The organism is Rhodococcus sp. W8901, from assembly GCF_013348805.1.
Classification (GTDB): Bacteria; Actinomycetota; Actinomycetes; order Mycobacteriales; family Mycobacteriaceae; genus Prescottella.
Map to the genome: position 1 here is coordinate 1,733,627 of NZ_CP054690.1, position 19,918 is coordinate 1,753,544.

General features: G+C 67.9%; 18 protein-coding genes. 14 read left to right on the plus strand and 4 right to left on the minus strand.

The genetic code is table 11. The features are described 5' to 3' along the window. Positions 1-3: 3 nt before the first annotated feature. From HUN07_RS08325 to HUN07_RS08370, 10 genes are all read left to right on the plus strand, one after another. A complete protein-coding gene (locus tag HUN07_RS08325; RefSeq protein WP_114718564.1) occupies positions 4-564 on the plus strand; it encodes a TetR/AcrR family transcriptional regulator in 561 nt (186 codons plus the stop codon). A 4-nt stretch (positions 565-568) separates the two neighbouring features. Beyond that, positions 569-1,795 (plus strand): cytochrome P450, encoded by a 1,227-nt coding sequence (locus HUN07_RS08330; RefSeq protein ID WP_174909060.1) that lies wholly within the window; start codon positions 569-571, stop codon positions 1,793-1,795. Then, positions 1,788-2,573, plus strand: coding sequence for an SDR family oxidoreductase (locus tag HUN07_RS08335; protein WP_174909062.1), 786 nt, complete (start codon positions 1,788-1,790; stop codon positions 2,571-2,573). Before HUN07_RS08330 ends, HUN07_RS08335 begins: the two co-directional genes overlap by 8 nt. Next, positions 2,570-3,937 carry a cytochrome P450 gene (locus HUN07_RS08340; protein WP_174909063.1) on the plus strand — a complete coding sequence of 456 codons (1,368 nt, stop codon included), beginning with the start codon at positions 2,570-2,572 and terminating at the stop codon, positions 3,935-3,937. Before HUN07_RS08335 ends, HUN07_RS08340 begins: the two co-directional genes overlap by 4 nt. Beyond that, positions 3,937-4,158 carry a ferredoxin gene (locus tag HUN07_RS08345; protein WP_114718565.1) on the plus strand — a complete coding sequence of 74 codons (222 nt, stop codon included), beginning with the start codon at positions 3,937-3,939 and terminating at the stop codon, positions 4,156-4,158. Before HUN07_RS08340 ends, HUN07_RS08345 begins: the two co-directional genes overlap by 1 nt. Before the next feature lie 3 nt (positions 4,159-4,161). Then, a complete protein-coding gene (locus HUN07_RS08350; protein WP_114718392.1) occupies positions 4,162-4,713 on the plus strand; it encodes a nuclear transport factor 2 family protein in 552 nt (183 codons plus the stop codon). Further along, positions 4,707-5,966 (plus strand): hypothetical protein, encoded by a 1,260-nt coding sequence (locus tag HUN07_RS08355; protein WP_174909065.1) that lies wholly within the window; start codon positions 4,707-4,709, stop codon positions 5,964-5,966. The genes HUN07_RS08350 and HUN07_RS08355 overlap by 7 nt, the downstream gene beginning before the upstream one ends. 27 nt (positions 5,967-5,993) lie before the next feature. Continuing rightward, complete coding sequence (locus HUN07_RS08360) at positions 5,994-7,607, plus strand: acyl-CoA synthetase (protein ID WP_174909067.1); 1,614 nt, start codon at positions 5,994-5,996, stop codon at positions 7,605-7,607. Between the two features lie 432 nt (positions 7,608-8,039). Beyond that, a complete protein-coding gene (locus HUN07_RS08365) occupies positions 8,040-11,108 on the plus strand; it encodes a beta strand repeat-containing protein (protein ID WP_174909069.1) in 3,069 nt (1,022 codons plus the stop codon). Positions 11,109-11,252: 144 nt separating this feature from the next. Then, complete coding sequence (locus tag HUN07_RS08370) at positions 11,253-11,792, plus strand: class F sortase (RefSeq protein WP_254622850.1); 540 nt, start codon at positions 11,253-11,255, stop codon at positions 11,790-11,792. Positions 11,793-11,809: 17 nt separating this feature from the next. Here HUN07_RS08370 and HUN07_RS08375 read toward each other — a convergent pair whose 3' ends face one another. Further along, on the minus strand, positions 11,810-12,031 hold the full coding sequence (locus HUN07_RS08375; protein WP_114718397.1) for a PLDc N-terminal domain-containing protein: 222 nt from the start codon (positions 12,029-12,031) through the stop codon (positions 11,810-11,812). Between the two features lie 177 nt (positions 12,032-12,208). On the opposite strand from HUN07_RS08375, the gene HUN07_RS08380 reads away from it, so the two are divergent. Continuing rightward, the gene (locus HUN07_RS08380; RefSeq protein ID WP_174909072.1) at positions 12,209-13,822 is read left to right on the plus strand and encodes an amidohydrolase; all 1,614 of its coding nucleotides are present in this window, start codon (positions 12,209-12,211) and stop codon (positions 13,820-13,822) included. On the opposite strand, the gene HUN07_RS08385 is transcribed toward HUN07_RS08380, so the two are convergent. Together HUN07_RS08385 and HUN07_RS08390 are read right to left on the minus strand one after the other, a co-directional pair. After that, positions 13,823-14,197, minus strand: a complete 375-nt coding sequence (locus HUN07_RS08385) for a RidA family protein (RefSeq protein WP_114718566.1) — start codon at positions 14,195-14,197, stop codon at positions 13,823-13,825. It lies immediately after the preceding gene. Positions 14,198-14,312: 115 nt separating this feature from the next. Continuing rightward, positions 14,313-14,489 (minus strand): hypothetical protein, encoded by a 177-nt coding sequence (locus tag HUN07_RS08390; protein WP_174909074.1) that lies wholly within the window; start codon positions 14,487-14,489, stop codon positions 14,313-14,315. A 112-nt stretch (positions 14,490-14,601) separates the two neighbouring features. Between HUN07_RS08390 and HUN07_RS08395 the strand changes: the two genes are divergently transcribed. The 3 genes from HUN07_RS08395 (at position 14,602) to HUN07_RS08405 (ending at position 18,012) form a co-directional block, all read left to right on the plus strand. Beyond that, positions 14,602-16,038, plus strand: coding sequence for an FAD-dependent oxidoreductase (locus HUN07_RS08395; RefSeq protein ID WP_174909076.1), 1,437 nt, complete (start codon positions 14,602-14,604; stop codon positions 16,036-16,038). A gap of 120 nt (positions 16,039-16,158) precedes the next feature. Continuing rightward, positions 16,159-17,136 carry a restriction endonuclease gene (locus HUN07_RS08400; RefSeq protein ID WP_174909078.1) on the plus strand — a complete coding sequence of 326 codons (978 nt, stop codon included), beginning with the start codon at positions 16,159-16,161 and terminating at the stop codon, positions 17,134-17,136. A 108-nt stretch (positions 17,137-17,244) separates the two neighbouring features. Then, positions 17,245-18,012, plus strand: coding sequence for a DUF1906 domain-containing protein (locus HUN07_RS08405; protein WP_174909080.1), 768 nt, complete (start codon positions 17,245-17,247; stop codon positions 18,010-18,012). A gap of 21 nt (positions 18,013-18,033) precedes the next feature. On the opposite strand, the gene HUN07_RS08410 is transcribed toward HUN07_RS08405, so the two are convergent. Continuing rightward, entirely contained in the window at positions 18,034-19,917 is a 1,884-nt protein-coding gene (locus tag HUN07_RS08410) for a phosphocholine-specific phospholipase C (RefSeq protein ID WP_174907150.1), read from the minus strand. Position 19,918: the final 1 nt, after the last annotated feature.

Genomic DNA, 19,918 nt, shown 5'->3' on the forward strand with positions numbered 1-19,918 from the left:
TATGTGCACTTCGAATCGACACGCCGTCGCCTCAGTGAACGGCAGGCCGACACGGTCGACCGCCTCACCGCGTCGGCGGTCGCGGTGCTGCACGAGGAGGGGTTCGCGGGACTCACGGTCCGCGCGGTGGCGTCGAGGGCCGGGGTGGCGCCGGCCACGGCCTACACGTACTTCTCCTCCAAGGAACATCTTGTCGCAGAGGTGTTCTGGCGGCGTTTGGCGCAGGCGCCGGAGCCCGACCCGGTCGACGGCGGTCGCATCGATCGGGTCGTCGCGGTGCTGCGCGGGATCGCACTGCTGATGGTCGACGAACCCGCACTGGCCGGCGCCGTGACCAGCGCGCTGCTCGGCCGGGACCCGGACGTGGAACATCTGCGGACCCGTATCGGAATCGAGATCCGTCGGCGCCTCGGCGACGCCCTCGGTCCGGGTCCCGATCCCGATCTGGTGGAGACGCTCGAACTTCTCTACTCGGGGGCGCTCGTGCACGCCGGCATGGGATACGGCTCCTACCAACGACTTGCCGATCGACTCGAAACTTCCGTCAAGCTGATCCTGGAGTGACTCGATGACCACAGCGTCCACATCCGGGGCGTCACTCGACCCCGTGACGTTCAACCCGTACGACTACGACTTCCACAACGACCCGTATCGGGTCTACGCGCGACTGCGGGACGAGCACCCGCTGTACCGCAACGTCGACATGTCCTTCTGGGCGCTGTCGCGCCACGCGGATGTGATGGCCGGTTTCCGTGACAGCAAACGTCTTTCGAGCGCGAACGGTGTCTCGCTGGACCCGGCCGCGTACGGGCCGCACGCGCACCGGACGATGTCGTTCCTCGCCATGGACGATCCGCGGCACATGCGGATGCGTCAGCTGGTCTCGCGTGGGTTCACACCGCGGCGTGTCGCCGAACTCGAGGGCCGGATAACGGAACTCACGCGCCAGTACCTCGAGCCCGCGCTCGATGCGGGGGAGTTCGACTGGATCTCCGAGTTCGCCGGCAAGCTACCGATGGACGTGATCTCGGAACTGATGGGCGTGCCGGAATCGGACCGCGCGGAACTGCGCCGGCTCGCCGACCTGGTCGTCCATCGCGAGGACGGCGTCCTCGACATCCCGCCCGCCGCGTTCGAGTCGTCGATCAAGCTGATCACCTACTACGTCGAGATGCTCGGGCAGCGGCGGCGGAACCGGGCCGACGACCTCACGTCGGCGCTCATCGACGCGGAGATCGACGGCGACAAGCTCACCGACGAGGAGATCATCGGGTTCATGTTCCTCATGGTGGTCGCCGGCAACGAGACCACCACCAAGCTCCTCGGCAACGCGCTGTACTGGGGTGCACGTCATCCGGACCAGGCGGCGGCGGTGCTGCGCGACCGCGCCCTCGCCCCGCAGTGGGTCGAGGAGACGCTGCGTTACGACACGTCGAGCCAGATCCTCGCGCGCACTGCGGCCGTCGACCTCGAGTTCCACGGGCAGACCATCCCGGCGGGCGACCGTGTTCTGCTGCTCGTCGGATCCGCCAATCGGGACTCCCGGGCGTTCGAGGACGCCGACGAGTTCCGCATCTCCCGGGACAGCAGCAACAAGCTCGCCAGCTTCGGCAGCGGCACCCATTTCTGCCTGGGCGCGCATCTCGCGCGGCTCGAGGCCAACATCGCCCTGGCGAAGTTCGCCGACCGTGTCGAGGAGTTCGAGATCGACGAGTCCCGTTCGGTACGAGTCCATTCCACCAATGTTCGAGGATTTGCCTCTCTCCCCACGAAAGTGAAGGTGCGCAGTGCCTAGATTCGAACCCCATCCGGAACGGCGACCGGCGTTGATAGCCGGCGCATCGTCGGGCATCGGGACCGCAACCGCCTACGCCCTCGCCGAACTCGGCCATCCGGTGGCGCTCGGTGCCCGCCGAACCGAACAGTGCGAGGAGATCGCGGACAAGATCCGAAGCAACGGTGACGAGGCGGTCGCGCTGCACCTCGACGTCACCGACACCGCCTCGGTGGACCGATTCGTCACCGGCGCCGAGGAGCGACTGGGCCCCGCCGAGATCGTGCTCTCCGGCGCCGGCGACCTGGTGTTCTCGGAGGCCCACGAGATGGATCCCGACAGCTTCCTCGCGCAGGTGAACGTCCACCTCGTCGGCGCCCAGCGGCTGGTCAACCGTGTGCTGCCGGGGATGATCGAGCGCCGTCGCGGCGACTTCGTCCTCATCGGATCCGACTGCGCCGACATGCCGCGGCCGGGGATGGGCGCCTACAACGCCGCCAAGACCGGGCTCGAAGCGATGGGGCGGCAGATGCGAATGGAACTCGAGGGCACCGGGGTTCGCGCCTCGATCGTGCGACCCGGACCGACCCTGACCGGGATGGGCATGGACTCCACCCCCGAGGTCGTCGGGCCGATGCTCGAGGCCTGGTCCAAGTGGGGCTTCGCCCGCCACCCCTACTTCCTGCGGGCGTCGGACATCGCGGCGGCCGTCGTCGCCGTCGTGTCGACCCCGCGCGGTGCCCACATGGTGCTCGTCGAGGTCCAGCCCGAGGCGCCCCTGCGGAAGGACGACCAATGACCACCATCGTCGAACCCCGGCGCGTGTCCGGGGGCGAACACGAACACGGCCACCTCGAGGAACTGCGCGCCGACCCGATCGCGCTGATGCGCCGGGTGCGTGCGGAATGCGGGGACGTCGGGTCGTTCCGGCTCGCCGACCGCAATGTGGTGCTGCTGTCGGGGGCGGAGGCCAACGAGTTCTTCTTCCGCTCCTCGGACGAGGAGCTGGACCAGCAGGCCGCGTACCCGTTCATGAAACCGATCTTCGGCGAGGGTGTGGTGTTCGACGCCAGCCCGGAACGGCGCAAGGAGATGCTGCACAACTCGGCGCTGCGCGGCGAGCAGATGAAGGGGCACGCCGCGACGATCTCGCACGAGGTCGCCCACATGGTCGAAGCGTGGGACGACGAGGGCGAGATCGACCTGCTCGAATTCTTCGCGGAACTGACCATCTACACGTCGTCGGCGTGCCTGATCGGCAAGAAGTTCCGCGACCAGCTCGACGAACGGTTCGCGCAGCTCTACCACGAGCTCGAGCAGGGCACCGACGCGATCGCCTTCGTCGATCCGTACGCGCCCATCGAGAGCTTCCGTCGCCGCGACGAGGCCCGGATCGCGCTGGTGGCGCTGGTGCAGGAGATCATGGCGGAGCGCATCGCGAATCCTCCACGCGGCAAGGAGGATCGAGACATGCTCGACGTGCTCGTCTCGATCAAGGACGAGAACGGCACCGAGCGGTTCAGCGCCGACGAGATCACCGGCATCTTCATCTCGATGATGTTCGCCGGCCATCACACGACGTCCGGGACCGCGGCATGGACGCTGATCGAACTGCTCCGCCACCCCGACTCCATGCAGAGGGTGACGGCCGAGCTCGACGGTCTGTACGGCGACGGCTCCGACATCACGTTCGCCGGGCTGCGGCAGATCCCGATCCTCGAGTCGGTGCTCAAGGAGACGCTGCGGCTGCACCCGCCGCTGATCCTGCTGCTGCGGGTGGCCCGCGGCGACTTCGAGGTGGCGGGTCATCGCATCGCCGAGGGTGATCTGGTGGCGGCCACGCCGGCGATCTCGAACCGGATCGCGGAGGACTTCCCGAATCCCGACGTGTTCGATCCCGGTCGTTACATCGACCCCAACCAGGAGGACATCGTCAATCGGTGGACCTGGATCCCGTTCGGGGCCGGGCGGCATCGCTGCGTCGGCGCGGCCTTCGCGCTGATGCAGCTGAAGGCGATCTTCTCGATTCTGCTGCAGGACTTCGAGTTCGAGATGGCTCAGCCGGCCGACAGCTACCGCAACGACCACAGCAAGATGGTGGTCCAGCTCGAGCAGCCGTGCCGCGTGCGCTACCGCCGGCGGACGCCGGGAAGCGAGGGGTGATGAGGGTCGAAGTGGATCTGGACCTGTGCCAGGGGCACGCGATGTGCGAGCTCGAGGCGCCCGACATCTTCCGTGTGCCCAAGCGCGGGCAGGTCGAGATCGCCGACGGTGAGATCCCCGACGACATGCGCGCGGACGTCGAACGGGCAGTGCAGTACTGCCCGACGGCCGCGCTCCGGCTCGTGAACCAACGCAGTGCCCAGACCACGGAAGGTGATTGAGAAATGACCCAGTTCGATCGCGCCGAACTCGACGAGATGGTCCAGCGATGGATCGAGGAGAACAAGCGCTGCGAGGCCAACGGCGATTGGAAGCCGTTGGCGCAGATGTACACCGAGGATGCCACCTACGGCTGGAACTACGGCCCGCAACAGGATTTCATGGCCGTCGGCCGTGACGAGATAAAGGAACTGGCGCTGGGGCAGGAGATGCTCGGACTCGAGGGGTGGCAGTACCCGTACCAGCAGTTCGTGATCGACGACCGCACCGGTGACGTCATCGGACTGTGGAAGCAGATCGCGGATCGGACCCGCGACGACGGCAGCCACTACCAGGTTCACGGCATCGGCGGCAGCTGGTTCCGCTACGGTGGCGACTTCCAGTGGGCGTGGCAACGGGACTTCTTCGACTTCGGCAACGTGTCGGCACTGTTCGTCGAGATGATCACGAACAACGCGCTGTCCGAGGGCATGTCCGCGCGGATCCAGCGGTCGGTCTCGGGGGAGAAGCTGCCGGGGTGGTTCCCTGCCGGCCAGTCACCGGTGGAGCTGTGGTGAGCGAGACCCGCCGCCGATCGTCGTTCGAGGCACTGTCCCGCGCGGACCTGGCGGTGCTGGTGCCCGAGCTGCTGCTGTGCGGGCAGCTGATCGACCGCTCCGGGATGGCGCACCTCATCGTCGCGTTCGGGCGAGAGGGAATGACCGAGGTCGCCATCGAGGAGTGGCAGGCGTCGAGCCCCTGGTACACCCGGCGGATGCAGCGCGCCCTGAACTACGAGGGCGACAGCGTCGAGACCATCTTCAAGGGCCTGCAGCTCGACATCGGGGCGCCGCCGCAGTTCATGGACTTCCGGTTCCGCGTCGACGACCACGACCACGGCGAGTTCTGGCTCGACCACTGCGGCGCGCTCATGGACGTCGAACCGATGGGCGACGCCTTCGTCACCGCGATGTGCCACGACATCGAGGATCCGACCTTCGACGCGACGGCGCTCGCGACCAACGTCCACGCGCAGGTGCGGCCCATCCACCGTCCACCGCGCGTGCCCGCCGACCGGCATCCGCACTGCGCGTGGACCGTCACGATCGATCCGTCGCATGTGCCACCGGTCGTTCAGCCGCACACCGAGGCCATCGGCCGGACGGCCGCCGTCGCGACGGAGCTGACCCCCATCGACGCCGGCGACGACGGCCGGGCCGACTACGCGGGTCCGCTGCTGTCGGACGTGCGGTTCGCCGACTTCTCCCGGTCCGCGCTGGCGCGGATCGCGGAAGAGGTGTGCCTGCAGCACCACCTGCTCGCGCTCGGCTTCCTCATCGGGGTCCGCAAGCGCACCGATGAGGTGACCGCGCGGACCATCACCCGCAAGCAACTCACCGGCATCGCCGGTCTGGCGGCCGAGCGAATCCGGGACGCGCTGGGGCTGCCCGACGACCTGGAGGGTCTCGCCGCAGTGCTGTCGGTGCATCCGCTGTTCGCGCCGGAACAGTACGTCGACAGCGAGATCCGGTTCGACGACGGACGCCTGCTCATCGCACTCGGGCGGCAGGGCCGCGCCGACGCCGACGGGGCGTGGCCGACGCTGATCGACGGCGACCACCTCGAGCCGCTGCAGGCCTTGGTGCGGGGCGTCAACGCGCGCTTCACCGCGCACGTCGTGTCCGAGGACGGCGATGCGCTGGTCGTCGACATCCGGACCGAGGACGGCCCGACGAAGGAATGCAGCGAGGTGGCCATCACCCGTTTCAGCACCGGGGCGGACTTCGCGTTCGCGGACAGAGGTATCCCATTGCCGCTCACCGTCGTGTGAGCGAACTCCATCGGAAGGACGTCCCGCGTGGCCTTCAACCTTGCCGACCTGTTCGAGCACGCCGTCGACGCGATGCCGGACCGGATCGCGCTCATCAGCGGCGACCGTGAGCTCACCTACCGCGAACTGGACCAGCGTGCCAACCGGCTGGCCCATCACCTGCTGGCCGAGGGGTTCGGGGCCGGTTCCCACATCGGCATCCACCTCCACAACTCGTTGGAGACGATGGAGTCGCTGATCGCGGTGTTCAAGATTCGCGCGGTGCCGGTCAACATCAACTACCGCTACACCCGCGACGAACTTGCGTACGTGTACGACAACGCCGATCTGGAGGCGGTGATCCACCACCGGGTGTACGCGCCACGGATCGATGAGGTCCTGCCGACGCTGCCGAGGATTCGGCACACCATCGTCGTCGAGGACGACCAGGGTGAGCTCGGGTTGCACTGTCGCGGTGTGGAGTACGAGTGTGCACTCGACGGACGATCCGCGGAGCGCGACTTCGACGAGCGCCGCAGCGACGACCTGTTCCTGATGTACACCGGAGGGACCACGGGACGGCCGAAGGGCGTCGTGTGGCACCACGAGGACATCTGGCGGGTACTCGGCGGCGGCATCGACTTCTACAGCGGTGAACCGGTCGTCGACGAGTATCAGCAGTCCCGGGTCGGAACGGCCGGAGAGCCGATGCGCTGGTTCGCGCTGCCGCCGTTGATCCACGCGGCCGCGATGATGCCCACGTTCACCGCGATGTTCACCGGCAACACGGTGGTTCTTGATCCCAAGTTCGACGCCCATCGGACGTGGAAACTCGTGGAACAGTGCAACGTTCAGGTTCTCATCATCGCCGGTGACGCGATGGGGCGCCCGCTCATCGAAGCGTTCGCCGAATCGACGGCCGACGTCTCCAGTCTCGCGGTGGTGGCATCGGGCGCAGCGCTCTTCTCGCCGACGATCAAGACAGCGTTCCTCGACGCCTTCCCGAACCTCTTGGTCTCCGACTCCGTCGGATCATCCGAAACAGGTTTCGGCGGTATCGGATTCGCGTCGAAGGACGGTCCGGACAGTGGTGGTCCCCGGGTGCAGCCTGGTCGGGCCTCCTTCGTTGTCGACGACAAGGGCGATCGCGTCGCACCCGGGTCCCCGGCCGACGGGTGGCTGGCCAAGGGCGGCCACGTACCTGTCGGCTACTACAAGGACCCGGAGAAGAGCGCCGAGATCTTCCGTGTCATCGACGGCGAACGGGTGGTCGTTACAGGTGACCGTGCCAAGGTCGAGGTCGATGGCTCGATAACCCTGCTGGGCAGGGGAAACATGGTCATCAACACCGGCGGGGAGAAGGTCTTCGCGGAGGAGGTCGAGAGCGTCGTCAAGGCCCATCCGGACGTGTACGACGCCATCGTGATCGGGGTGCCCGACGAACGTTGGGGCCACCGTGTGGCCGCGGTGGTGCAGGCCCGGGACGGTGGTGCCATCGATTTCGGCGACGTGGAGCGGCACGCGCGCGATCGTTTGGCCGGCTACAAGATTCCGCGCTCGATCTGGGTTGCGGATCGCGTCGAGCGCACACCTAGCGGGAAACCGGACTACCGGTGGGCGAACACGTACGCCGATGCCGTGGAACCCGATCACCGGATCTGAGCGGCACCGGGGCACAGCAACTTTGCCGATGCGGTGAGGTGACACGCTCGTTCCCAAGGTGAGTTGCGGGGTGAATTCAGCACCCCGCTCACCCCGGTCTCCAGAGCGAAAATGCCAGATCGGTGGGTGGATTGCGCCGCGTCGGGCATCGCTGCAACTGGACGAATGACAAGGTGCGGTGAAGATTTCGTAATCGATACCTGTTCGAGATGTTATCGTCGTTGCGCCTGTATGCATGTGGCCGGGGAAAGTTGCTATCCGTTCGATCGGGGGATCGAACGGATTCTTGGGGGGCGTCGTTCGTCATTTCTGTCGTCATGCGGTTGGGCTGAATGTCTTTGCATTTGCTGTGCATGCCGATCAGGAGGTCGTAAAACGATGTCTACCCATAGGGGCAGAAACATCCGCACGCTGAAGATGAAGAGTCGCATCATGATCGCCGCAACGGCGGTCGGTGCCTTGACGATCGGAACGCCCGCCGTCGGTCAGGCAGATCCGGCGCCGGGCAACGGCGTCGGAAGCAGTGCCAATGGGGGCGCGAACGGAGGGCTGGCGGGTCTCGGCAGCAGCGCGGGCGGAAACGGCCAGGCCGGACTCGGCAGCAGTGCCGGACCAGGTGGCGCCAACGGCGGCGTGAACGCCGGGAGCGCGGGCAACCTCGACCTCAACGGTCTCACCCAGTTGGTGCTGGGCAGCCTCGGTAACGCCGGCGGCGGCAGCTCCGGCGGCGGTGAACTGGGAATCGGCAGCCTCGAGGACGCCGTGCAACTCGTGACCGAACTCGCGGCCGGCAGCCTCGGCAACGTAGACGGCGGCAGTGTCGGCGACACCGGCAGCGCCGGCGGTAGTGCCGAGAGCGGCAGTACTGACCTGAATCTGGGCAGCCTGGCCGACCTGGGTGCGGGTAGCGATTCCGGCAGCACCGACACGGGCAGCGATGCCGGCAGCGTGGACGGTGGCAGCGCGGATGTGAATCTCGGCAGTCTGGGCGACCTGGCGCTCGGTAGCCTCGCGGCCCCGTTGGGGAGCTTGGCGACGGGCAGCGAGGGTGAGGCGGGGCTGGATCTGGGTAGCCTGGCCGATCTCGGTTCGGGCAGCGATTCCGGTAGTGCTGATTCGAATAGCTCGGGCAGTGGCGATGTCGATCTGGGTAGCTTGACCGACCTTGTGCTCGGCAGCCTCGGGTCCGGCAGTGACAGTGGCGCCGGCCTCGATCTAGGCAGCCTGAGTGACCTGGCGCTCGGTAGCCTTGCGCTCCCGTTGGGGAGCTTGGCGGCGGGCAGCGAGGGTGAGGCGGGGCTGGATCTCGGTAGCCTGGCCGATCTCGGTTCGGGTAGCGATTCGGGCAGCGCGGATTCGGGAAGTGCTGGTGGTAGCGCGGGCAGTGGTAGCACCGATCTGGATCTCGGCAGCTTGGCCGACCTGGCCGCGGGCTCTACCGATTCCGGTAGTGCAGGCGGGCTTGATCTGGGCAGCCTGGGCGAGCTGGCGCTCGGCAGTCTTGCGCTGCCGTTGGGTAGCTTGGCGGCCCCGTTGGGGAGCTTGGCGGCGGGCAGCGAGGGTGAGGCGGGGCTGGATCTCGGTAGCCTGGCCGATCTCGGTGCGGGCAGCGCCGATTCCGGCAGTACCGATTCCGGCAGCGCGGATTCGGGTAGTTCGGGGAGCGGCGACCTCGATCTCGGCAGTCTGGCCGAGTTTGCGCTCGGCAGCCTCGGGTCGGGTAGTGACAGTGGCGGCTCGGGCAGCGGTAGTGCCGGTCTGGATCTGGGCAGTCTGGGCGAGCTGGCATTGGGAAGCCTGGCGCTTCCGTTCGGTAGCCTGGCGCTTCCGGTCGTGGGTAGTGCGGCGGCTCTGGGGAGCACGGGCGACTCCGGAAGCGCAGGAGGTATCGATACCGGTAGTGCGGGGTCCGGAAGTGATTCCGGTAGTGCCGATTCCGGTAGCTCGGGGAGCAGCGATCTCGATCTGGGTAGCCTGGCCGAACTTGCGCTGGGCAGCCTTGGTTCGGGTAGTGACAGTGGCAGCGCGGGAAGTGGTAGCGCCGATCTTGATCTGGGCAGTCTGACTGATCTGGGTGCCGGGAGTGCCGATTCCGGTAGCTCGGGGAGTGGCAGCGCGGGAAGTGGTAGTGCCGATCTGGATCTGGGTAGCTTGGCCGAGCTTGCGCTCGGTAGCCTTGGTTCGGGTAGTGACAGTGGCAGCGCGGGCAGCGGTAGTGCCGGTCTGGATCTGGGCAGTCTGACTGATCTGGGTGCCGGGAGTGCCGATTCCGGTAGTGCGGGCGGGCTGGATCTGGGCAGCTTGGGTGAGCTGGCGTTGGGTAGCCTTGTGCTTCCGTTCGGGAGCTTGGCTCTTCCGGTTGTGGGTAGTGCGGCGGCTCTGGGGAGCACGGGCGACTCGGGCAGCGCGGGCGGTATCGATTCCGGTAGTGCGGGGTCCGGAAGTGATTCCGGTAGTGTCGATTCCGGTAGTGCAACCGGCAGCTCGGGGAGCGGCGATGTCGATCTGGGTAGCTTGGCCGAGCTTGCGCTGGGCAGCCTTGGTTCGGGTAGTGACAGTGGCAGCGCGGGCAGCGGTAGTGCCGGTCTGGATCTGGGCAGTCTGACTGATCTGGGTGCCGGGAGTGCCGATTCCGGTAGTGCGGGCGGGCTGGATCTGGGCAGCTTGGGTGAGCTGGCGTTGGGTAGCCTTGTGCTTCCGTTCGGGAGCTTGGCTCTTCCGGTTGTGGGTAGTGCGGCGGCTCTGGGGAGCACGGGCGACTCGGGCAGCGCGGGCGGTATCGATTCCGGTAGTGCGGGGTCCGGAAGTGATTCCGGTAGTGTCGATTCCGGCAGTTCTGATTCCGGTAGCTCGGGTGGCATCTCGGGGAGTGGCGATATCGACCTCGGCAGCCTCACCGACCTCGCGCTGGGCAGCCTCGACCTGGGTAGCGCGGACGGCGGCAGCGTGGCACCGGACAGCGGCAGCGAGGGCGGATCGGGTAGCGCCGGCGACGCCGGTAGCTCGACGCTCGGCGGTGCAGGACTGGGCAGTGCGGCACTCGGCAGCGCAGTGCCCGTGCTCGGCAGTGCGGCGATCGGTGGCTTGACCCTCGGCAGCGCGCTCGCCGGCGGAGCGACCATCGGGAGCGTGGCACTCGGCAGTGCCCTCGCGGGCGGTGGAACCCTCGGTAGCGGCGGTGCCGCCGGAACCGGAAGCGGTGAAGGCTCCGCACGGGGCGAGGCCGCCGACAGTAACATTCAGGACATCGTCCTTCGCGCCACGGCGCCCGGTGATAGCTTTGCTGCGCAAGGCATCAGCGCGCCGACCGCTCAGACCGAAGTCGGTGTGGCTCGTACCGGTGGCCAGATCTCGGCTGTGCCGGTCGGTGGCGTCGAAGCCGGCGACAAGGGGCTCGCCGACGACGCGCCGGCGCGCGGAGCGCTCCTCGGCACCGCCCTGCTGCTTGCCGCGGCGGCCGGCACAACGGTGGCCGCCGGACGGCATCGTCGCAAGTCGTAGGAGGGTCGCAGTTTCATGACCGACAGATCGACAGGCCGTTGCCCGCGCTCGCGGCGCAACGGCCTGTCGGCGGCTGTCGCAGCCTGCGCCACAGCCGCACTCGTTCTCGCCGGATGCGCAAGCACCGAACCGGGGAACGAGCAAGTGTCGGCGACAACGCAATCGGCGACCACAGCGGCAACCGGCGCGGGCGCCAACCTGGCCGACCCCTCGGCCCTGCATCCCGTGAGCATCTCGATTCCGGCAATCGGCGTCACGTCGGATCTCATGATGCTCGGCCTCGAACCCGACGGTGCGCTCGAAGTGCCCCCCGGAGGGCATCCCGCGGGATGGTATTCCGGCTCACCGGTTCCCGGCGAGATCGGCCCGGCCATCGTTGCCGGGCATGTGGATTGGGAGGGCGATCCCGGCGTCTTCTATCGACTCCACGAACTCACGCCAGGCGACGAGGTCACCGCCACCCGAAGCGACGGCGTCACCGCCGTGTTCCGGGTGGCGAGTGTCGAGCGTTTCGCGAAGGCCTCGTTCCCGACGAGCAGGGTGTACGGAGACCTCGACCATCCCGGCCTCAGACTGATCACGTGCGGGGGAGAGTTCGACGACTCCGTTCGCAGCTACCGCGACAACACCGTGGTATTCGCAGATCTCATCGACCAGCGTGACTCGATCTCGGATGCCCGTTGACGCCTCCGGCCACCCGATCATGCGGATGTGCGCCGGCCCCAGCGGAAGTAGGACAGCGGGCCGATGAAGTTCACCGCGATGATCGCGGCCCACTTGCCCTTGCTGCCGTTGACCTGCTCGGGGTCGCGCGTGGCAAGATCCGTCCACGCGGTAGCAGCGAGACTCAACTGCACCGAGCCCAGCACGAGTATCACCGCACGCCGGCGCGGGCTCAGCTCGGCCCATCGTTTCTTCGCCATGTCGCTCTCCTCTTCCTTCGCGTCGATCGAACGTACCCAGGTCCTTCCTACCCGATTCCACGTTTCCGACACGACGGCGTTCGACGCGCAGAAAGGACGGTCGGTCGGTAGCGTGTCGCGTGCGAGATCTCGGCCGTCCGGAGGCCCGAGCGAAACGGGAAGTGGCGGGGTGTGTCAATGGCGGATCTGGTGCTCTTCGGCGACGTTGTGACCATGGACGACGCGAAGCCGCGGGCCTCAGCCGTCGCCGTCGAGAACGGCCGTATCGTGGCCGTCGGTTCGGACGCGGAGGTCGCCCCGCACATCGGACCGGGCACCATCGTCCACGATCTGGGCGCCGCGTGCATCATGCCCGGATTCATCGAGGCGCACGGCCACCCGTTGAACGAGGCGGTGGTGCTGGGTGAGCCCGTCGTCGACATCCGGCCGGTGACGATCCCGGACGCAGCCGGAGTGCTGGCCGCCATCGAACAGGCCGTCGCCTCCGGTGGTCCGGAAGGCGCTCTTCTCAACGGTTGGGATCCTCTGCTGCAGAAGGGATTGTCCGATCCCACGCTGCAGTGGATGAACGAGATGTCGCCCGACGCACCTCTGGTGATCCTGCACAACTCGGGGCACGCCGCCTACTTCAATTCCGCCGCCGCCGTCGCCGCCGGTATCACCCGCGACATCCCGGATCCGGAGGGCGCGCGCTTCGGCCGCGACGAATCCGGGGACCTGGACGGCGTCGCCTACGAGATGGCGGCCGTGCTCGCGATCGCCAGTCCCCAACTGCTGTCGAACGCGGACCGCTTCCCGCAGCTCCTGGCCGCGGAGTGCGCCCGGATGAACGCCGCCGGTGTGACCACGGTCAGTGAGATGGCGTTCGACCCCGCGATGCGTCCGGCGCTGGAGGCCGCGGCCGAGGCAGGCGTGCTCACCACGCGGCTGCGGCTGTACGAGACGTCCGGTCCGCGACGGTCCTCCGACGTCGCCCCGGGCGCCGGCAACGACATGGTCCGGCAGGTGGGCATCAAGATCTGGTCCGACGGGTCCCCGTGGATCGGCAACATCGCGCTCAGCTTCCCGTATCTCGACACACCGGCCACCCGGGCGCTCGGTATGGCGTGCAGCCACGGCCACGCGAACTACACGAAGGACCAGATCGTCGAGATCAGCACACCCTATTACGAGCAGGGGTGGCAGATCGCCTGCCACTCGCACGGCGACGAAGCGATCACGATGGTGCTCGACGCGTGGGAAGAGATGCTGGGCGACAATCCCCGCCCCGACCACCGTCTGCGGCTCGAACACGTCGGAGCCATGCGGCCCGATCAGTTCCGTCGGGCTGCCCGGCTGGGGGTCACGTGCAGCCTGTTCGTGGACCACCTGTACTACTGGGGCGACGTCCTGGTCGACGACCTGTTCGGTAGTGACCACGGAGCACATTGGGCCGCAGCCGGTTCGGCGGTCGCGGCCGGTCATCGGATCTCGTTCCACAACGACGGTCCGGTCACCCCCACCAACCCGATCCGGAACATCGCGGACGCGGTCACGCGGCGCTCCCGCAGCGGCCACGTGCTCGCCCCCGAGGAGCGCATCCCGGTCGGTGCGGCTCTGCGGGCGCAGACGATCGACGCCGCGTGGCAGCTGTTCAGCGACGAGAGCATCGGATCACTGACGCCCGGTGCGCACGCGGACATCGTCGTCTTGTCGGCGAACCCGCTCACGGTGGATCCCGACGCGTTGGCCGACCTCGAGGTGCGGGCCACGGTCTTCGCGGGAAAGACGGTGCACGGCAGCCTCGGCTGATCAGTTCGGGCGGATCCGTGCGGTCGCCTTGATCTCGACGAGGATGCCCGGCTTGCCGAGCGCGGCCGCACCGATGGCGGTCCAGGCCGGCCGCGCGGCACCCTGGAATCGGGCCTTGGCGGCCATGAACTCCACCATGTGGTGGGGGTAGTCGACGTGGAAACTCGTCAGCTCCACGAGGTCGAGCGGAGACGCGCCGTGCTTCGCGAGCAGGGCCCCGAGTGTCGCGAACGCCAGGTCGTACTGGCGTTCCGGGTCCGCGGGCGGGGTGCCGTCCGAGTCCAGACCCACCTGGCCGGAGCAGAACAGCAGATCTCCGCTGAGCACGGCATCCGAGTAGCCGTACTCCTCTTCCCAATCCGTACCTGACGACATCGACACTCCTCGACTGTTCGGGGACGACGTACGCCGCCCGGGACGATGATGTCCCGGGCGACGGGGAGGGTGGGACATCTTCCCGCCCAGTGGGATTCGTCAGGCCGCGAGGTGTTTAGGACGCCAGCACGCCGATCACCGACATCGCGCCGAGCACGCCCAACTGCTGGCGGAGGCGGTGCAGGCCGCCGCCACCGAACTGTTCGCCGAGCAGGGCTTCGCCGCGCTGCAGGTGCTGATAGACGGCCGGCCGGAGTGGTGTTCCGCTGGATGGGAAGCCCCGCGCGCCCACCGGCCGCACCCCTCGACAATGACCGGGGTCACACCGAATCGCGGTAGCGACTCGGGTCACATCAGATTCGGGTCACATCAGATTCGGGTCACATCAGTCGAGAGGGGCGAACGTGGGCGTTGCGGGTTTCGATGAGGAATTCGACGTGGTCGTTGTCGGATCGGGGGCGGCGGGTTCGGCCGCGGCGCTCGGTGCACACCACGCGGGAGCGAGCGTTGTGGTCGTCGAGAAGTGCGACGAGGCCACCGCGGGCGGCAACACGCGAGTCTCCGGCGGCGGCTGGTGGGTCAACCGCGACCCCGAGCGGGCGCGCGCCTTCCTGAACTCGCTGTGCGGCGCGTTCCCGGTGGCCGACGACGTCGTGGCGGCGTGGGCGTCGGAGACCGCCGAGAACTCGCGGTGGCTCGAGGAACTCGGCGCCGACGTCGCGCTGAGCCCGGACTACCACACGGAGCCGGAGTATCTCGAGCTCGACGGCAGCGACTGCTACGCCGGCATGGACACCGTCGCCGGGCGGATGGGCAATTCGCTGCTCTACGACTTCCTGCGCGGTGCGCTCGACGAGCGCGGCATCGAGACCCGTTTCGGGACACCGGCAGTCGAGCTGATCACCGATGGCGGCGCCGTCGTGGGCGTCGAGGTCGAGGGTGTCGAGGGGCGGCGCCGGATCGGTGCGCGTGGCGGGGTGGTGCTGGCGACCGGCGGATTCCAGGCCAATGCCGCGATGGTCCGCGACTACCTGCGGGTCGAGGACCACGTGCTGTGGGGCTCGCCCGCGTCGACCGGCGACGGCCACCGCATGGCGCAGTCGGTCGGTGCCGATCTGTGGCACATGGGCAACATGATGACCATCACCGGTGTGCGCGGCGACGACGAGTTCGGCCACTACCTCGCGCTGTGGAACGCGCACAACTACCTGTGGGTGTCCGAGGACGGCCGCCGCTTCGTCGACGAGGCTGCCGATCCCAAGCACGGCCACATCCTCCGGAACGGGACCTACGAACTGTTCCCGCTGCGGCCCTTCCACCTGATCTTCGACGAGCAGATGCGCACCGCCGGCCCGCTCAGTCCCACACCCGACGTGCTGCCGGTCGGGTGGAACCTGCTCATGACCGAGAATCGGTGGAGTCTGGACAACAGTGACGAGATCGAGAAGGGCTGGATCCGGCGCGCGGACTCGATCGCCGAGCTCGCCGAGCTGGTCGGACTGGACGCCGCGACGCTCGAAGCGACCGTCGAGCAGTACAACGCGGCGTGCGCCGCCGGCTCCGACGACCACTTCGGCCGCGACCCGGAGAAGCTCGGCGCCGTGTCACAGGCGCCGTTCTACGTCCTCGACGTCACCCCGCTGCTCGGATGGAGCAACGGCGGACCGCGGCGCGACGGCCGCGCTCGCGTGGTCGACACCCGCGGTGTCGCCATCGACGGCCTGTACGCGGCCGGGGAGATGAGCTCGACCTACAGCTGGACCAAGGACGGCGGCTTCCACGTCGCCGACGCGCTCGCATTCGGTCGGGTGGCCGGACGCGACGCCGCGGCCCGTGCCTGACCAGTCCCGGTGGTTCCGCCACACGGGCGGAACCACCGGATTCGGGGCGGCGCGCAACACCGGATAACATCCAGGTCGGCTGGCCGATCCGGTGTCGAGCGGCCTCCGACGGACGGTGCGATGGGAGCGGGTGTGCAGGTGCAGGAGCCACAGCGTGGGGATGTCGCCGGTCAGGAGGCTCTGATTGCACAGCTCCCGCCGTACACCGAGCTGCTGTGGCCCACCCTCCAGGCGTTGATCGCGCTGGGCGGGTCGGCATCCAACAACGAACTCGACAGCGCCGTCGTCGAGCGGGAGGGCTGGTCGCCGGAGCTGCAGGGGGTGCTCCACGGCGACGGGCCCGGAACCGAGGTCGAGTACCGATTGGCTTGGGCGCGTACGTATCTCAAGGGTATGGGCCTGTTGGCGAACAGTCGTCGTGCCGTGTGGAGTGTGACGAAGCGGGGGCGCGAGGCGACCGAACCCGAGTTGCGCCCGCTGTTGGCGGCCTTCACCGCCGACAAGCGGCGTCAGCGCCTGAACCGCAAGGCCAACACACCTGGTGCGCAGGCTCTTCCGCTGTCGGACACGGAGGCGGAGTCCGAGTCGACGGCGGACACGTCGTACGGCGACGCCGCCGATGCGGTCGCGTGGAAGTCGACTCTGCTGGACTCGCTCCTGCGGATGTCATCGACCGCCTTCGAACGCCTCACGCAGCGCCTGCTCCGCGAGGCGGGCTTCTCGAGTGCCACCATCACCGGGCGCACCGCCGACGGCGGCATCGACGGGATCGGAATGTGCCAGATCTCGTTGCTGAGCTTCCCGGTCGCGTTCCAGTGCAAGCGGGTCAGTGGCAGCGTCGGGGCCGGCGCCGTCCGGGATCTCCGAGGCGCCATGGCCGGCCGCGGAGAGAAGGGCCTGCTGATCACGACGGGCACCTTCACGAGCGAGGCCCGCGCCGAATCACGTCGCGACGGCGCACCCCCGATCGACCTGATCGACGGGGACCGGTTGTGTGCACTGCTCAAGGAGCATTCGCTCGGCGTGAAGACCACGACCCGGGTCGTCGAGGACGTGTCCGTGCGTGCCGACTTCTTCGCCGGCCTCGAGTCGGACTAGGGGACGAAGTCACCGATGTGACTGACGAAACCAGAGTGACTGTGGTGAAATAGGCATCGAATCCCACAGGGCCCGCGGCGAATACGCCACGGATGCCCAGTCAGAGCGATGCCGGAATCCGCCGGTGATGCGAGGTTTGCAGTGCAGGTTTCCAGACGAGAACTATTCAAGATTGCCGCGGCCGGCACCGCGGCAGCGGGCATCGCGGCCGTCGCCGGCCCGGCGATCGCGAACGCGGGCCCGGCGACACTGATCGACTACTCCGCCGGCGTCCCGTCGCCCGTCGGTATCCGCCTGGCCGGGCACGTCGGCGCCATCCGGTACGTCTCGGACCGCCGCCCCGACGCCGCGTGGATGCTCGGCAAGCCGATGCAGTTCGGCGAGGCCGCCGCGATGGCTGCGGTCGGCCTGCAGATCGTCTCGTGCTACCAGTTCGGCAAGGGGGCGACGTCGGACTGGCGGGGCGGATACGACGCCGGTGTGCGTCACGCCCGCCGCGGCGTCGAATTGCATCGCGCCGCAGGCGGGCCGGAGAACTGCCCGATCTACGCCTCCATCGACGACAACCCGTCCGCCTGGGAGTTCGACAACCTCATCGCCCCCTATCTGCGCGGGTGGGAGAACGTCATGGGCCACCGCAACGTCGGCGTCTACGCGAATTCGCCGACGATCGACCGCTGCCTGCGTGCCGGTGTCGGCGCATGGTTCTGGCAGCACAACTGGGGTTCGCCGGCCGGCTTCGTCCATCCGTCGGCACACATGCACCAGTTCGAGATCGACAAGCGCCAGATCGAGGGGATCGGCATCGACCTCAACTCGATCCTCAAGCCCGATTACGGACAGTGGTCGCTTCGTAAGCCGCTCTTCCTGTCCTGATTGCACTCCCCGGCACGGAGGTCAGCCGACCTGTGTCGTCGCCGACGCGGTGTCCGATTCGTGCACCGTCCCCGCGTAGCGCCGGGTGAATGATGTGCCGTCGTCGGTCGTGACGGTGACGTCGTAGCGGCCCTCCACGATGGGCCAGCGGACGCTCGCGCGGCCGTCCGGTCCGACCTCGCAGACGCGCGATTCCCCGCCGAATTCCCGCGGTGCGATCGTGAAGGACAGCGTCGTCGCACCGTGGTTTGCCAGCTCGAGCTCTACCCACGCGTCCGCGGGGCAGCTGCCGTGCAGCGCCGCCCTGACGTGGGGTGCGGCCCCGTCGTCGGTCTTGGGTAGGACGCCCGCGAAGTGGCACAGGAATCCATCGGCTCCGTAGACGGTGAAGTCGTAGCGACCTGCCGTGCGGACAGCGTTCCACTCGTAGACCGCCGTGCCCTGCGGCGCGACCGTGAACGGAGTCCCGGCGAATGGCCGGTACGCGTTGGGGAACACCGTGTAGTGGAACGCCACGCTCCCAGCGTTCGTCAGCTCGGCGCGAACCCGGCCGGTGGCGCTATCCACCACGATGTCGGCCCAGGGCCGGTAGGGCAGCGGCCGCTGTGGACGGGCCCCCGGCTCCTGAGTCGGCATGACCTGGGCGCCCGGGGCGGGCAGCGGCACCGGGGGCAGGTCCACCGCCGCATCGGCCGCCGCCATCAGCGCCCTCGTATCCGGTAAGTCCGGGATCGAGTAGTCGGGATTGCCGAAGTCGAAGCAACTCGTCAGGTCACCGCACACCGCTCGCCGCCACGCACTGATATTGGGCTCGCGCACACCGGTGACGAGTTCCAGGAAGCGCAGTACCGAGGTGTGGTCGAACACCTGGGAGTTCACCCATCCGCCGCGCGACCACGGGGAGACCACGAACAGCGGCACCCGGTTGCCCAGCCCGATCGGCTGCCCGTCGACGAATTCCTCCGGGGTCCCGGTGGGCGGGAAGGGCGGCACGACATGGTCGAAGTAGCCGTCGTTCTCGTCGTACATGACGAGAAACACGGTGTGCCGCCACACCTCGGGGTTGGCGAACAGCGATTGGAGGGCGGAGTCGACCCAGTGCGCACCGTACGCGGGGCTGGCGTTCGGGTGCTCGCAGAACAGGTACGGCGACACGAGCCACGACACCGTGGGCAGCGTCCCGTCCTTGCAGTGCGCGTCGAAGTCCGTCAGGTCCCACCTCGTCATCGCGTCGATGTATCGGGGATCGTCCTCGGCAAAAGCGTGGAACTGGGGGAAGTACTCGAGGGCGTTGTCCTCGTAGTTGCCGTCCCGCTCGTCCAGGCCGGGCGTGTGGTACACGCGCCAGGAGACGCCGGCGTCCGAGAGACGCTCGGCATACGTCGTCCAGTCGCACACCGGGCTCTCCGGCAGCGGCGTGTTGTCGATCCACGGCCCGGTCGTGCCGTCGCGACCCGGTCCCACCGTTCCGGTCCACAGGTAGAGGCGGTTGGGGCTGGTGGGGCCGGCCATCGAGCAGAAGTACGCGTCGCCGATCGTGAACGCGTCCGCAAGCGCGTACTGATAGGGGATGTCCTCCCGGGTGAGGTATCCCATGCTCTGCTCGCCCTTGGCCGAGGTCCAGCGGTTCATCGCACCCTGGTTGATCGCATCGTGACCGCTCTCCCAGTCGTGCGGCAGACCCTCCGCATTCTGGGCGTTGTACCGAGTGGAGTCCATCCGGAACGGCAGGAGCACACCACCGTCGCCCCGGGACAGCGTGGGCTGCCGGAAGACGCTGTCGCCGTTGGGAAAAGTCAGGGTCTGCCGGTCCTCGAACCCGCGGACGCCGCCGAGCGTGCCGAAGTAGTGGTCGAAACTGCGGTTCTCCTGCATCAGAATCACCACGTGGCGGATGTCGTCCATG

Excerpts from the sequence above, each read along its gene's own strand:
- HUN07_RS08340 (WP_174909063.1), top strand. The coding sequence starts at position 2,570 with ATGACCACCATCGTCGAACCCCGGCGCGTGTCCGGGGGCGAACACGAA.
- HUN07_RS08405 (WP_174909080.1), top strand. The coding sequence starts at position 17,245 with ATGCCGGAATCCGCCGGTGATGCGAGGTTTGCAGTGCAGGTTTCCAGA.
- HUN07_RS08400 (WP_174909078.1), top strand. The coding sequence starts at position 16,159 with ATGGGAGCGGGTGTGCAGGTGCAGGAGCCACAGCGTGGGGATGTCGCC.
- HUN07_RS08385 (WP_114718566.1), bottom strand. The coding sequence starts at position 14,197 with ATGTCGTCAGGTACGGATTGGGAAGAGGAGTACGGCTACTCGGATGCC.
- HUN07_RS08330 (WP_174909060.1), top strand. The coding sequence starts at position 569 with ATGACCACAGCGTCCACATCCGGGGCGTCACTCGACCCCGTGACGTTC.
- HUN07_RS08410 (WP_174907150.1), bottom strand. The coding sequence starts at position 19,917 with ATGGACGACATCCGCCACGTGGTGATTCTGATGCAGGAGAACCGCAGT.
- HUN07_RS08380 (WP_174909072.1), top strand. The coding sequence starts at position 12,209 with ATGGCGGATCTGGTGCTCTTCGGCGACGTTGTGACCATGGACGACGCG.
- HUN07_RS08350 (WP_114718392.1), top strand. The coding sequence starts at position 4,162 with ATGACCCAGTTCGATCGCGCCGAACTCGACGAGATGGTCCAGCGATGG.
- HUN07_RS08375 (WP_114718397.1), bottom strand. The coding sequence starts at position 12,031 with ATGGCGAAGAAACGATGGGCCGAGCTGAGCCCGCGCCGGCGTGCGGTG.
- HUN07_RS08365 (WP_174909069.1), top strand. The coding sequence starts at position 8,040 with ATGATCGCCGCAACGGCGGTCGGTGCCTTGACGATCGGAACGCCCGCC.
- HUN07_RS08345 (WP_114718565.1), top strand. The coding sequence starts at position 3,937 with ATGAGGGTCGAAGTGGATCTGGACCTGTGCCAGGGGCACGCGATGTGC.